The organism is Mycobacterium sp. 2YAF39, from assembly GCF_052114565.1.
In the GTDB taxonomy this organism is placed as follows: Bacteria; Actinomycetota; Actinomycetes; order Mycobacteriales; family Mycobacteriaceae; genus Mycobacterium.
In genome coordinates this window covers 162,487-176,517 of the sequence record NZ_JBFREZ010000008.1, presented here as the reverse complement: position 1 = coordinate 176,517, position 14,031 = coordinate 162,487, and the positions used below count along the sequence as shown (strand labels likewise).

Below are 14,031 nucleotides of genomic sequence, written 5' to 3'. Positions count from 1 at the left end.
TTGTTCCTTTCACCGCATACGGCCCGGGTGGCCGCTCACGTGAGGATGCAACAGATGCCTTGACGGATTCTTGGAAACTAGATGTGCTTGGCCGCTTCCTGGGCCAGCTGCACGCGCGACGTCAGTCCGAGCTTCGCGTAGATATGCGTCAGGTGCGTCTGCACGGTGCGCGGAGAAATGAATAGGCGCGTCGCAATGTCCTTGTTGGCCATCCCCTCGCTGACCAATCGGACGACATCCAGTTCGGTCGGAGTCAGCGATGCCCACCCACTCGACGGTCGCTTTCTCTCGCCACGGCCCCGCCGCGCGTAGGAAACGGCTTCCTCTGCCGATAAGGCGGCACCCTCAGCCCATGCCGCATCGAAGTCCTCCGCCTCCAACATGCCGCGGAGTGCCGACACCCAGGAGTCATGACGCGCTTGCACGTCTGAAAAGCGGACATTGCCGGTCGTATCGCGAATTGCCTCCGCCGCGCCGAACAACCGGGCCGCTTCGCGCGGGCTCTCACCGACCGCCGCAAGATGCGCAAGGTATTCGAACATCTCGGGAAGATCGAGGTACGAATTCACCACTGCGGCTTCTGCCACAGCCGCGTGGAGGTCGTCCTCCGCCTGCCCGTACGCACCATCGGCGACAGCGACACGGGCACGCGCCAGCAGCGCAGCCGCGTGGTGGCAGCCCCTTCCCTTTGTGGCCGGTACCGCTTCGTCAGCGAGTCGTCGCGCCGTGTCGAGTTCGCCACTCAGAAGAGCAATGCGGGACTGCAACTCCAGATGCATTGCCGACAACTCGGGCAACAGATCCCAGAGCGGCGAGGCATGCTCCAGGGCGTCCGCCGCCTGTTTCGCATTTCCTCTCGCGAAGGCGGCGAGCGCCAGACCAGTAAGGCCATGTGCGAGTTGCAGTCCCCCGATGTCGTTCCCGACGTCGATCGCTTTTCTGGCCGCGGCTTCCGCCGCGTCTATGTCTCCGAGATATGAGAGCGCGTAACTCATGGTCCCGAAATTCATATCGGCCCACATCCCGTCATGCGCCGCCTCGGCTTCCTCGGCGACCATCGCGAACTGCGCCGCGGCCGCGCTCAACTCACCGCGCCACATCTGCGACAGCCCGAGGATCCAACGACACTGCCGTGCTACGAATTTGTCACCGATCCCTTCGGCGAAATCGATTCCCTCACGGGCGATCACGTTCGCCAAGGCGCAGTCGCCGCTCATCATGGCGCCGTACGCTTGCCAACCCAGTATCTGGCTGATCCGCCACTTATCACCTACTACCCGGGCCAGTTCGAGTGCTTCGGCGTAGTACGGCTTCGAAGTGGCAGCGGTGTGCCCGTTGACGCAGCCACTCGCAATCAGAGCCCGGATCAACAGCATCCGATCGTCCGAATCGCGCGCGAAGCGCAGCGCATCCTCCGCTATCTCCGGGCTGATGGTGCCGAGCCACGAGTCGAGCATCGCCTTGTCGGCGAGCGCACGTGCATACGCGGCAGGCGCTGTACCCTCGGCCGCCGCATCGTGGTCCGAGATCGCGATCTCCAGGGCTGCCAGTCCTTCCCGGATCCGACCGCGCGCGAGCCACACTGCCTGCAGCGAGGTGGCGAGCGCGAGCGCGTGTTCGACGTCGGAGCTCTCGCGGCACCACTGGAAGGCCGCGCGCAGATTGTCGATCTCCAGCGCCGCCTGGTTCAGGCGGTGTTCGTGACCGTCGTCGGCCGGGGTGTCGAGCCGTGCGGCCATCGATGTGTAGTGGTCGCGATGACGGGTACGTACGGTGTCGGCCTCACCTGACTCGCCGAGTTTCTCGAGTGCGTACTGGCGCACAGTTTCCAGTAGCCGGTATCTCGTTGGTTCCGCTGCGCTTTCAACCACGACGAGCGATTTGTCGACAAGCAGGGTGAGCTGGTCGAGGACCTGATACCGCTCCACGTCGCCACCGCCACCCACTGCTTCTGCCGCGTCGAGGTCGAAACCACCCATGAACGCCGCCACGCGACGGAACAGGATGTGTTCGGGCTCGGTCAGCAGTGCGTGCGACCAGTCCACCGAAGCACGCAACGTCTGCTGGCGTCGCACCGCGGTGCGCGCACCTCCGGTGAGCAACCGGAATCGGTCGTGCAGGCTGGCGAGCAGGTCGACGATCGACAGCGCTCGCACGCGGGCAGCGGCCAATTCGATCGCCAGCGGCATACCGTCGAGGCGCCGGCATATCTCGGCGACAGCCGAAGCGTTCTCGTCGGTTATGTGGAAGTCGGATCTGACCTTGCGCGCCCGTTCGACGAACAGGTCGACGGCTTCCGGCTCCACCGGCAACGACGGCACCCGCCACGTCAACTCACCGGGCATACCGATTGGTTCGCGGCTGGTGGTCAGCAGTGTCACCGACGGACATCCACGGAGTAGCTCAGTGATCATGGTGGCCGACGCGTCGAGCAGGTGCTCGCAGTTGTCGAGCACGATGAGCATCCGGTGGTCCCCGACGTGGCGGACCACGCTCTCCGCCGCCGAACTTCCCGGCTGATCCGGCAGGCCAAGAGCACGGGCCACAGTCACAGCCACGACCACCGGATTAGTGATCGGTGCGAGATCGACATACCAGACCCCGCCTGCGAATTCGCCCGCGATCGACGCGGCTATCTCAACAGCGAGCCGCGTCTTTCCGGATCCACCTGCGCCCGTCAGAGTCACCAGCCGGTTCTGCGAGAGGCGTGCACGGACGTCTGCCATCTCAGCGGTGCGGCCGACGAAACTCGTCAACTGCGCCGGAAGGTTCTGTGTCGCAAGACTGCTGGGAGCTCGAAGCGGAGGAAACTCATTCCGGACATCTGGATGGCTCAGCTGCGCCACGCGCTCGGGGCGTGGTAGATCGCGAAGCTCATGCCTACCCAGATCGTTCAGCCACGCGTCCTCGGGAAGGGCATCGAGGACCAGGTCATGCGTCGTTCCGGAAAGCAGCGTCTGACCGCCATGTCCCAAATCACGCAGGCGGGCGGCCCGATTGATCGTCGGGCCGATGTAATTGCCCTCGTCGCGCAACTGGATCTCGCCGGTGTGCACACCGATGCGTAACCGGATCGGTGCGAGCGGCGCGCGCTGCAAGGCCAGCGCACACGCCACTGCATGGCTCGCCCGGGCGAACGCCACCACGAAGCTGTCGCCCTCCCCCTGCTCGACTGGCCGCACTCCGTTGTATGCCGCGGTGAGCTCGGCCAACGTCGAGTCCAGCAGGGTGATCGCTGCCGCCATCTCGTCGGGCTGGGTCTCCCACAACCGCGTCGATCCCTCGACGTCGGCGAGCAGCAGCGTCACCGTCCCTGTCGGCAGTTGGCTCACGGCAAGGTCGCTCCAGTCAGTCGTGGTCATGCTAATCAGAGTGCGACCTGCAGCAACGCAGAACATCGGCGAAAGCGCGCATTTCAGCTCTGCCGGGCTGCCTCCTGCGCCAGCTGCACGCGCGACGACAGACCCAGCTTTGTGTAGACGTGGGTCAAATGCGTCTGCACCGTGCGATGCGAGATGAAGAGTCGGGCAGCGATGTCTTTGTTGCCGAGCCCCTCTTGAACAAGGCGGACGACATCCACCTCGGTGGGCGTCAGCGAATCCCACCCACTCGACGGGCGCTTGCGCTCCCCTCGACCACGTTGCGCGTAGGCGATCGCCTCCTCGAAAGACAGCGCGGCACCCTCATCCCAGGCGGCACGGAAAGCTGCATCACGCAAGGCTTTCCGAGCCTCCGCACACGACTCTTCGTACAGAGGTTGATAGAAAACGAATCTCTGTACTTCACCTGTTCGTCGCCTGAGTGAATCTGCCGCACCGAACAGCCGCGCTGCCTCCTGGTGACTGCCCGAGCCGCACGCGAGCGCCGCGCGCAACTCGAGAATGTCGGGGACGCTGTGCCGTATCTGCACCTCAACAGCAGATGTGAGCGCGTCGTGCACGTCGGTTTCGGCGAGGTCCGGGCGTCCTTCGGCGAGAGCCACCCGGGCACGCACATTCAGCGCCATGGAGCGATGCCAACCCGACATCTGCGAAACGGCTTCGTCAGCTAGCTGCCGCGCGGTGACGATGTCCCCGACCTGAAGGGTGGTCAGTGCGAGGATCGTTATCACGACGGTGTCACGCTGGATGCCTGGCTGTGGCCACGCCAACTCGGCTTCGCGGTGCGCCGTGCGGGTATCCCCTTCGGCCGCCGCGACCAAGGCCAAACCCGCGTGACCGAGGGCGGCGTGCGACAGAAGCTCTCCGTCGGACTCCACGAGCTCGACGGATGCGGCACGTGCCCCTGCCGTATCCCCTTGATAGAGGAGCGCATAGCTCATGGCAGCCAGGTTGATGGCCCACATGACCGGGTCATGCTGAGCCGTCGCTTCTTCGGCCAAACCGGTGAACCGCTCACCGGCTTCGGCCAAATTGCCCTGAAACCAATCCGCCATTCCCAGACACCAGCGGCATTGTCGGGAGTCGTACCCGTTGCCGATGGCGTCGGCGATTTCGAGACCTTCTTCCGCGGCTGTGCGGGCCAGCACCGGATCCCCCGAAGACATGATCGCCAGCGTCGCCTGACGGGCGAACACCTGACTCAGGATCCAGCCGTGGTCCGCCTCACGTGCCAGCGCAATGGCCTCGGCGATGAACGGTGCTACCCCGACAGCGTCGCGCCCGCTGCCACGGGCACGGGCGGACAACGTCCACGCCAGCACGACCGGATCGCCGGCCTCCCGTGCAATCGCTATGGCCTGGTCGGCAAGCTCGGTGCGGTCGACGCCCAGCACCACCCCGCCCAAAAGCGCCTTCTCCGCCATGGCCCATGCGCGGGTGGAAGCTGCCGCCTCGACTCCTGAGTCCTTCTCGGCGTCGAACGCCAAGTCAAGCCAGGCCAATCCTTCGCGGAGCTTGCCTCTTCCGATCCACAGGGGCGTGAGCGACACCGCCATACCCATCGCGGTCTCGATCTCGCCACCTTCGAGACTCCATGCGAAGGCCGCCCGCAGATTGTCGATCTCGCATTCCATCTGCTCGAGCAGTTGCTCGTACCCCTTACCCGCAGGGGCATTCAGGGCCGCCGCGACGGCGACGTAATGGTCGCGGTGACGTGAACGGACCGTACCGGCCTCGCCGGACTCACCGAGCTTCTCCGAAGCGTACTGACGGACGGTTTCGAGCAGCCGGTACCGCGTACGCCCCCCGCGTTCCTCGGCGATCACCAGCGATTTGTCGACCAAGAGACCCAGCATGTCCAGAACCTGGTACCGCTCCACGTCATCACCACCACCGACTGTCTGCGCGGCGTCCAGATCGAATCCGTCCATGAACGGAGCCAGTCGCCGGAACAGGACCCGCTCCGCCTCCGTCAGCAAGGCGTGCGACCAGTCGACCGATGCGCGCAGCGTCTGCTGGCGGCGGACCGCGGTACGCGACCCACCTGTCAGCAGTCGGAACCGGTCATGGAGGCTGTCCAGGATGTCGTTGAGCGACAGGGCACGAATTCGCGCCGCTGCGAGTTCGATTGCCAACGGCATGCCATCGAGGCGCCGACAGAGTTCGGTGACCGAAGCGATGTTGTCGTCGGTCACTGTGAAATCGGGCCTGGCTCGCCGGGCACGATCGACGAATAGGCTCAGCGCTTCGGAATCCGACGGGAGCGAAGGCACGCGCCACGTTACTTCGCCGGGCACTCCGATCGGTTCGCGGCTGGTCGTCAAGAGCGTGACGCCGGGGCACCGATCGAGCACGGTGGTGATCAACGCGGCGCTGGCATCCAGTAGATGCTCACAGTTGTCAAGTATCAACAGCATCGTCCGGCCGGACACCGACTGGACGATTGTGTCCATCGCCGAGCTGCCTTGTTGCTCAGCAAGCCCGAGTGCACGGGCCGCAGTAACCGGTACGAGCTCGGGAACTGTGATCGGCGCCAGGTCCACATACCAAGTACCGTCGCCGAATTCGGCCATTCGATCGGCAACCTCGACTGCCAGCCGCGTCTTGCCCGCGCCCCCTGCCCCGGTGAGTGTCACGAGCCGATTCTCGTTCAACATGCGACGCACTTCTGCGATCTGCGGCTCCCGTCCGACGAAGCTCGTCAAGTGGGTCGGCAGCCGTCGGATGGTGACGGTCTTCGCGACACGAAGCGGAGGAAAGTCGTTATGGATGTCCGGATGGCACAGCTGCACAACGCGTTCGGGCCGTGGCAGATCGCGCAATGCGTGCGTACCAAGGTCATTCAGCCATGAATCAGCGGGGAGATGGTCGACGACCATCGCCTCCGTCGCACCTGAGAGCAGAGTCTGCCCACCGTGACCGAGATCCCGCAGCCGTGCCGTGCGGTTGATCGTCGGGCCGATGTAATTGCCCTCATCGCGCAGCTGGATCTCACCGGTGTTGATCCCGATGCGCAACCGGATCGGCGCCAACGGAGCCCGCTGCAACGCCAACGCACACGCCACCGCATCACTCGCACGCGCGAAGGCCAGCACGAAACTGTCGCCCTCACCCTGCTCGATCGGCCGCACCCCGTTGTGCACCGTCATCAGCTGAGCCAACGTCTCGTCGAGCCGCCTGATCGCCGAGCTCATGTCCTTCGGCTGTGCCTCCCAGAGCCGCGTAGAACCCTCGACGTCTGCCAGCAGCAGCGTCACGGTTCCGGTCGGCAGCCCACTCACGCCCAGTTCGCTCCACTCAGTCGCGCTCATGCTAATCAGCGTGCAGGAGACGCGTAGTGCAAAACATCAGCGTATGCGCGTATATCTACGACCCTCGGCAGGGCAAAAATACGATCTTCGGCCGATCTAGTCCGCAGGCGGACGCCAGATAGTCGAAGCATGACCACAACGATTGCGACCGACCTGCCAACCATCGCCTATGACCACGCCGCCGGCCCCGACGAGGCTCACGCGCTGATCCGACAGGCCCGCCGGCAAGGGCCCGTTGCCATGGGGCCGCACGGACCGGAGGTGCTGTCTTACGAGCTCGTCCGGACCGTGCTGCGGGATGACCGCTTCGCCATGCCGAAGGGTCTGACATTGGCGGTGCAGGGCATCACGTCCGGCGAGCTGTGGGACCTGTCCCTCAAGGGGCTCCTGAGCCTTGACGGCGAAGCACACCGGCGTCAGCGCCGACTGGTATCGAAGGCGTTCACGCCCAGGGCCGCGGAACGTCTGCGCACCACGTGCACCGACATCATCGGTGAACTCATCGACAGCCATGCGAACAACGGCCGCTGCGATGTGGTCACCGACGTCGCCCGGCAGTACCCGATTCCCGTCATCTGCGCACTGCTCGGGACACCACGCGAAGACTGGCACCTGTTCTCCGCCTGGGCCGACGACATCTTCAAGGCCTTCGACTGGAACGTCGTCAACGACGAACCCGACATCATGCGCGCATGACGTGCACTCGAGCGCTATGTCGACGAGATGGTGACCAGCAGGCGAGACGCGCTGACCGACGACCTGCTCTCCGACATGATGCGCGCGGAGGTCGACGGCGACAGTCTGACCCACGACGAGCTGCTCACCCTCGCCGCGACGCTGCTGATGGCCGGAACCGATACCACCCGAAACCAATTGGCCGCCGCGGTGCAGGTGTTCTGCAACCACCCGGACCAGTGGCGCTTGCTGGCCGAGCGCCCGGAGCTCGCGGTGCAGGCCGTGCACGAGGTGATGCGCTACTCCCCGGTCATTCTGAACACGATCCGCGTACCGGCCGACGACGTCGAGCTCGCAGGCGTTCCGATCCCCGCGGGCACGCTCGTCATCGCCAATACCGCTGCGGCCAACCGTGACCCCGCCGTCTACGCCGACCCCGATCGCTTCGACATCACGCGTGAAGACGCCCCGGCGATGCTGACCTTCGGCGGCGGCGCGCACTACTGCCTCGGTGCGCACCTCGCGCGGATCGAACTCGCCGAGGCGTTGACCACCATGGCGCGGCGCATGCCGGACATCCGTAGCGCCGGCGCCGTGCCGTGGAAGTCGATGACGGGCATCACCGGACCGGTGAGCCTGCCCGTCGAATTCACAGCCTGCGCCTGAGCCGATCCCGGTACGACCGGCCGTCCGGGTCGTAGGTCAGGCGATACACGGGTTCGGCCCAGAGTCGCGTGAACATACTCGGGCGTTCGGCATGATGCGGCCGCAGCCGTCCCGGCGGCCTGGCGCCTTGGCGCCCATTTGCGTGCCAATCCTCCAAAGCCTGTGCACTGGCGACGATCTCGTTTACCGCGGCGGCCGGATCGGTGAGTCCCCGGTCGTCGCTGCCGTCGTCGGCGCGGTCGAGGTGTTCGCGTAGGAGCCGAAGCCTCAGGTCGCGTGCGAACACCCCATCGGTGTCGAGCACGGCGCAGGTCAATTCGCTGTCGTGGGTCCAGGACCGCCGGTTGAGGTTGTCACTGCCGACACAGGACCAGACGTCGTCGATCACACACACCTTAGCGTGCACGTAAACTGGTGTGCCCTCGTGGTTCTCGACGTCGAAGATGTGCACGCGCTCCGGGCTGGCCGCATGACAGGTCTCGAGCGCCTGCCAGCGCCCGATGAGGTTGGGTGGCAGCTCGAGCCGCCCGTCGACGTCGGGATAGCGCGGAATCACTGCGACGAGGTGCAGGTCCGGATTGTCTTTCAGCGCACGGGCGAACAGCTTCGCCACCCGTTTGGACCACAGGTACTGATCCTCGACATAGATCAGCTGGCGCGCCCGCGGCACCACCTTGTTGTAAGCACGCGCGATACTGCGCTCACCGTTGGGCGCGAAGTCGTACGCGAAGTGTGCATCGGGATAGGTGCGCAACACCTGAATCGCATGCGGTCCACACGGGGGCGGATCAGGCGGCTGCTCGGGCAACGGATCCGCGTTCATATCCGCACCACCGAACTTGTCCCGCAGCCACGCGAACGGGTTCAGCATGTCCAGGGAAGCGGGGTCGTTCCAGCGCTCGCGGAATGTCGCGTCGAGGGCGCCCACCGCGGGACCCTGGACCTTCAGTTGGACGTCGTGCCATGGCGGGTTGTCGCCGTATCGCTTGGCCATCTGCACGGCCTGCGGGTCGCCGCGGTGCGACGCGTCGTCGCGGCGGGAATGGCACAGATCGATGCCACCCGCGAACGCGACGTCCTTTTCCGGCTCGCCAGGGTGTCTGATGACGACCAACTTCTGGTGATGCGAACCGCCGATGCGGACGCGTTGATCGAGCAGCACCTCTCCGCCCGCGCGTTCGATCGCCTCACCGAGGTGCCGGTTCTCCTCTTCGCTGTAGGCGAGCTTGTCCAGATGAGACCGCCACACCAAACCCTTGACGACGACGCCGCGTTCGGCGGCGCGGCAGAACAATTCCCGGATGGTCGGGCCGCCGTCGCGCATCTTCTGGTCGGGATCGCCCCGCCAGTCCGTGAAGAACAGATGGTCGCCCGCGCGTAGTGCTTCCACCTCCGTGACGAGCTGATCGAAGTACGTCGCGCCGTGGATCAGCGGCTCGGCCCGATTGCCTTCACACCAGGCGGGCACCGCGGAATCCGGGTTACCGCGCTCGTCTTCGGTCAGGAACCACTCGGCCAGCACAGACACGCCGTGGAATGCCCACTTCTCGAAGTATTTACGCACAGCCGGGGTGTGCGAAGATCCCGGCATGCCGTTTATCCGGCGCCTGCTCGTGGCGCTTTGCGTCCTTGTCCTGACCGCTGGTTGCAGTCCAGGCGCCGCGCCGGGCGAATCACCGACGACGAAGGCAGGCGGCGACAACGCCAAGGCCGACGCGGTGATGAGCGCCGTGCGCGACGTGATGGCCTCCGAGCATCTGAAGGCGGCCATCGTTCGGGTCACCGTCGACGGGCAGGAGATCGTCACCGAGGCCCTCGGCGAGTCGATGACCGGCGTGCCCGCCGACACCAGCATGCACTTCCGCAACGGCGCGGTCGCCATCTCGTATGTCTCCACGCTGCTACTCAAGCTCGTCGACGAACAGAAGGTCAGCCTCGACGACAAGCTGTCGAAGTTCCTGCCCGAGATACCGCACGCCGACCGCGTCACCCTCGGCGAGCTCGCCCGAATGACCTCGGGTTACGTCGATTACGTGATCGGCAACACGAAAATGAACGACGCCGCGTACGCCGATCCGTTCCGGCGCTGGACGGTGCACGAGCTGCTGCAGTACGCCGTAAACCAGCCGTTGCTCTACGAGCCGGGGACCAACTGGAACTACGCGCACACCAACTATCTGCTGCTCGGGCTCGCGCTGGAGAAGGCCACGGGCGAGGAGATGCCGAAGCTGTTGTCGGAGAAGATACTTCGACCGCTGGGGCTGACGAATACCGTCAACTCGCTGACCCCGGAGATTCCGGCACCTGCATTGCACGCGTTCAGCTCGGAACGTCGCGAGTTTCTCAAGATCCCGCCGGGCACACCGTTCTATGAGGAGAGCACCTTCTGGGATCCGTCGTGGACCATCACCCACGGTGCGATCCAGACCACCGACATCTACGACATGGAGGCCACGGCCGTCGGCATCGGTTCGGGGCGGCTGCTGTCGCCGGACTCGTACAAGAAGCTGGTCTCCACCGACCTTCGCGGCAAGACCCACAAACAGCCCGGCTGCACCACGTGCGAAGCGATGGATGACATCTACACCTACGGCACCGGCCTCGTCGTCTCCGGGAACTGGCTGCTGCAGAACCCGCTGATGTCGGGGTACGCCGGCGTCGAGGCCTATTTACCTTCGCAGAAGATCGCTATTGCCGTCGCGGTCACGTATCTGCCCGAGGCCTTCGACGACCAGGGCAATTACCCGAACGCCGCAGACACCCTGTTCCGCAAGATCGGTGCCGTCCTGGCACCCGATGATGCGCCACCGGTCCGCGCGCCGAAATAATGTAGCCGTGGCACCCAAGGTCCTGTTCCTCTACAACGAGCATCTCGCGACCGAAGCGCTCCTCGGTGACGCCTTCGCAGAGCAGGGCTTCGACGTGGACACGTTCGAGGTCGTACCCGCCGAGCACATCGACGATCCGGCAGTCGACGTGACGTTTCCGGATCCGGGGAGCTACGACGTCATCGTTCCGCTTGGCGCGCGGTGGCCGGTCTACGACGAGGCGCTACGCCGCAGTTGGGTGAGCTCCGAGATGCAGCTGGTGCGCGACGCGAGCGATGCCGGGGTGGCGCTGCTCGGCGTCTGCTTCGGCGGACAGCTGCTGGCCCAGGCGTTCGGCGGCTCGGTAGCGCGGTCATCGCAGCCCGAGATCGGCTGGTATGACGTCACAAGCGACAAACCGGATCTGATCCCCGCCGGACCGTGGTTCCAGTGGCACTTCGACCGGTGGACGCTGCCGCCCGGCGCCATCGAGGTCGCCCGCACCCCGAACGCATCACAGGCGTTCGTGCTGGGTCGCGCGCTCGCGCTGCAATTCCACCCGGAGGTCGACGCCGCGCTGCTGGAGCGCTGGCTGGTCGACGACTATGCGGGCGAAGTGACCGACTTCGGCCTCAGCCACGATGGATTACTCTCCCGCACAACGGAACTCGCCCAGAGTGCGTCAGCGAGGGTGCGCGACCTGGTGAGCGGTTTCGTGACCCACGTCGTTCGTCAGCCGTGCCCCAGCTCGTGAGCGAGCGCGCCGTCGATGCCGGGGTGCCGGAATCGGTGGCCCAGCGTCTCGAGTTTGGTGGCCGCCACCCGCTGGTCGGCCTCGGCGAGCTCGCGTGACCCCTGCGTCCCAAGAAGCAGCCGCGGCCCGAACGACGGCACCGGGAGCACGGCCGGACGGTGAAGAACTGCGGCGAGCGCCTTGGTGTATTCGGCATTGCGCACCGGCGCAGGCGCGACGGCGTTTACCGGGCCGGAGAGCCGGGCGTCGTACAGCGCGCGGTAATAGACGTCGAGCAGATCGTCGAGTGCGATCCATGACAACCACTGGCGGCCACTGGCGACGCGGCCGCCCAGTCCGGCGGCGAACAGCGGACGCAGCAGACGCAGCGTGCCGCCGCGGGCGGACTGCACGATCCCGGTTCGCACGTTGACCACCCGAAGTCCCGCGTCGGCGGCGGGCTTGGTGGCGGACTCCCAATCCGCGACGACGTCGGCGAGAAAACCGTCGCCGCGCACGCTTTCCTCGCACAGCACGGCGTCGCCGCGGTCGTATCCGTAGATCCCGATCGCCGACGCGCAGACGAACGGACCCGCAAACCCACTGGCGGCAGCGACTTCGGCCAGCCTGCGGGTCGGCTCGATCCTGCTGTCGCGGATGGCCTCCTTGTGCGCGGACGTGAACCGCCCCGCGATCGAGGCGCCGGCGAGGTGCACCACGGCGTCGACACCCGACAGCAGGTGAGCGGCCGGGCGGTCCGGATCCCATTGCCGCTCGTCCTGGGACTGCGCCGCATGCCGGACCAACTTGATCACCCGGTGCCCACCGGTGCTCAGGAACGCCGACAAGGCGGTGCCGACCAGACCGGTCGCGCCGGTGATGGCCACAACCAGCGGCTGCAGACCCGCGTCACGGGCGTCGCGATGGGCGGCGAGATCGTCGGCGAGCTGGCGGTGCCGGTAGGCGAACATCGGACGCAGGGCCGCGGCGGGCACCGGGGCGTCGATGCGGTCGTACACCCGTGTTCCCGACCCCGCCTCGGCGAACTCATGTGTATGGGTCCACCGCCCGACGATCCGCGGCGGCCACGACCTCGGGCCCCGCGAGGAGAGCACGTCGACGAACCGATGCGGCGGGTCGTACCTGGTGGCGTCGTGCTGCGCGATCCAGCGCAATCCCCCCGGCAGACCCAGCACGGCGCGGCCGTCGGCCAGCGAGTCGGCCTCGGCCACCACCTTCATCGGCTGCCACGGCGGCACCAGACGCCGCATCGCGCCGGGGCGCGAGTGCCATTCGAATACTTCGGTCAGGGGATGGTCGACGACGGTCTCGGATTCGATACCCACAAATCAATATTCGCAGCCGCGGCCGCGACGGATTGCCCCCAGGCTGGGTACTCACGGTCATAGGCTGAATTTCTCGAAAGATTAGATGCGATGAGCGGCTTGGGTGGACTGACCCGCCGAGATGCGGGTCGTGTGTTCCGGGACCGCCGGGAGGCCGGCGACGTCCTGGCGCAGAAGCTGGCCACCTACCGCGATGCGAAAAATCTGCTTGTGCTCGGGCTGGCTCGCGGCGGCGTCCCGGTCGGCTGGCAGGTCGCTAGTGCCCTGCGCGCTCCGCTGGACGTGTTTCTGGTTCGCAAGCTCGGCGTCCCGCAGTGGCAGGAGCTTGCGATGGGCGCGCTGGCGTCGGGCGGTGGCGTCGTGATCAACGACAGCCTGGTGCGCAGCCTCGGAATCAGCGACGACCAACTGCAGGACGCGATCGAGCGCGAAACCGACGAACTACACCGGCGAGAAGAGGCCTACCGCGGGGGACGTCCGCCGATCGACGTGGCAGGCAAGACCGTGATCCTGGTCGACGACGGCATCGCCACCGGTGCCAGCATGCTGGCGGCGGTACGTGCGGTGAAGGCCGACGCCCCGGCTCGGGTCGTGGTCGCGGTGCCCGTCGGGCCGCCGTCGACATGCCGCGAGCTCGCGACCGAAGCCGACGAGGTGATCTGCGCGATGATGCCGCCGGGATTCGAAGCCGTGGGTCAGGTGTTCGTCGATTTCCATCAGGTCAGCGACGACGAAGTACGCGAATTGATCGCTACCGCAACGGTTTAGCGATTGCGGTCTTCGCTGGCGACATCGTCGGCCTGCTCGACGACCGTCGTCTCCGCTTCGTATTCGGGCTCGTCGGCGGGCGCAGCGGATTCCTCCGGATACTCCTCGTCGAACTCCACGACCGTGCCGCCCTCGACCTCGTCCGCGGCGTCACCGCGGGACCGATCCCGCACCGCATCCACGATCAGCAGCACCACGCCGATGACGCTGGCTCCGATGCACACCCATGCGATCAACTCGTTGCTGGTGACGACTGCGGTCACCAGCGCGGCAAGGCCTATGACTGCGAGCACGAGAGCAACGATCAGCATTGATCAACCCTGAGTTGTCGGGACGCGGACTGCG

The 14,031-nt window shown here is 65.9% G+C and carries 8 protein-coding genes and 1 pseudogene; 4 read left to right on the top strand and 5 right to left on the bottom strand.

Going from position 1 to position 14,031, the window contains the following annotated elements:
* Positions 1–77: 77 nt before the first annotated feature.
* Entirely contained in the window at positions 78–3,362 is a 3,285-nt protein-coding gene (locus AB4Z42_RS22420; RefSeq protein WP_442011418.1) for a LuxR C-terminal-related transcriptional regulator, read from the bottom strand.
* 53 nt (positions 3,363–3,415) lie between these two features.
* Entirely contained in the window at positions 3,416–6,691 is a 3,276-nt protein-coding gene (locus AB4Z42_RS22415) for a helix-turn-helix transcriptional regulator (RefSeq protein ID WP_442011417.1), read from the bottom strand.
* Positions 6,692–6,820: 129 nt separating this feature from the next.
* Here AB4Z42_RS22415 and AB4Z42_RS22410 point away from each other — a divergent pair.
* Positions 6,821–8,032: pseudogene (locus tag AB4Z42_RS22410) on the top strand (cytochrome P450).
* Here the strand turns inward: AB4Z42_RS22410 and AB4Z42_RS22405 are convergent.
* On the bottom strand, positions 8,016–9,560 hold the full coding sequence (locus tag AB4Z42_RS22405; RefSeq protein ID WP_442011531.1) for a phospholipase D family protein: 1,545 nt from the start codon (positions 9,558–9,560) through the stop codon (positions 8,016–8,018). The pseudogene AB4Z42_RS22410 and the gene AB4Z42_RS22405 overlap by 17 nt on opposite strands.
* Positions 9,561–9,621: 61 nt before the next feature.
* On the opposite strand from AB4Z42_RS22405, the gene AB4Z42_RS22400 reads away from it, so the two are divergent.
* Both AB4Z42_RS22400 and AB4Z42_RS22395 read left to right on the top strand, forming a co-directional pair.
* A complete protein-coding gene (locus AB4Z42_RS22400; protein ID WP_442011416.1) occupies positions 9,622–10,860 on the top strand; it encodes a serine hydrolase domain-containing protein in 1,239 nt (412 codons plus the stop codon).
* A 7-nt stretch (positions 10,861–10,867) separates the two neighbouring features.
* The gene (locus tag AB4Z42_RS22395) at positions 10,868–11,593 is read left to right on the top strand and encodes a type 1 glutamine amidotransferase (RefSeq protein ID WP_442011415.1); all 726 of its coding nucleotides are present in this window, start codon (positions 10,868–10,870) and stop codon (positions 11,591–11,593) included.
* Here AB4Z42_RS22395 and AB4Z42_RS22390 read toward each other — a convergent pair.
* Positions 11,572–12,918 carry a TIGR01777 family oxidoreductase gene (locus AB4Z42_RS22390; RefSeq protein ID WP_442011414.1) on the bottom strand — a complete coding sequence of 449 codons (1,347 nt, stop codon included), beginning with the start codon at positions 12,916–12,918 and terminating at the stop codon, positions 11,572–11,574. The genes AB4Z42_RS22395 and AB4Z42_RS22390 overlap by 22 nt on opposite strands.
* A 90-nt stretch (positions 12,919–13,008) precedes the next feature.
* Between AB4Z42_RS22390 and AB4Z42_RS22385 the strand changes: the two genes are divergently transcribed.
* Positions 13,009–13,686, top strand: coding sequence for a phosphoribosyltransferase (locus AB4Z42_RS22385; protein ID WP_442011413.1), 678 nt, complete (start codon positions 13,009–13,011; stop codon positions 13,684–13,686).
* Here AB4Z42_RS22385 and AB4Z42_RS22380 read toward each other — a convergent pair.
* Positions 13,683–13,997: a DUF308 domain-containing protein gene (locus AB4Z42_RS22380; protein ID WP_442011412.1), complete on the bottom strand. Its 315-nt coding sequence runs from the start codon at positions 13,995–13,997 to the stop codon at positions 13,683–13,685. The genes AB4Z42_RS22385 and AB4Z42_RS22380 overlap by 4 nt on opposite strands.
* Positions 13,998–14,031 lie beyond the last annotated feature (34 nt).

Bases quoted from the DNA above. Each gene is read 5' to 3' on its own strand.
- AB4Z42_RS22420 (WP_442011418.1), bottom strand. From the start codon at position 3,362: ATGACCACGACTGACTGGAGCGACCTTGCCGTGAGCCAACTGCCGACA.
- AB4Z42_RS22415 (WP_442011417.1), bottom strand. From the start codon at position 6,691: ATGAGCGCGACTGAGTGGAGCGAACTGGGCGTGAGTGGGCTGCCGACC.
- AB4Z42_RS22400 (WP_442011416.1), top strand. From the start codon at position 9,622: ATGCCGTTTATCCGGCGCCTGCTCGTGGCGCTTTGCGTCCTTGTCCTG.
- AB4Z42_RS22385 (WP_442011413.1), top strand. From the start codon at position 13,009: ATGAGCGGCTTGGGTGGACTGACCCGCCGAGATGCGGGTCGTGTGTTC.
- AB4Z42_RS22380 (WP_442011412.1), bottom strand. From the start codon at position 13,997: ATGCTGATCGTTGCTCTCGTGCTCGCAGTCATAGGCCTTGCCGCGCTG.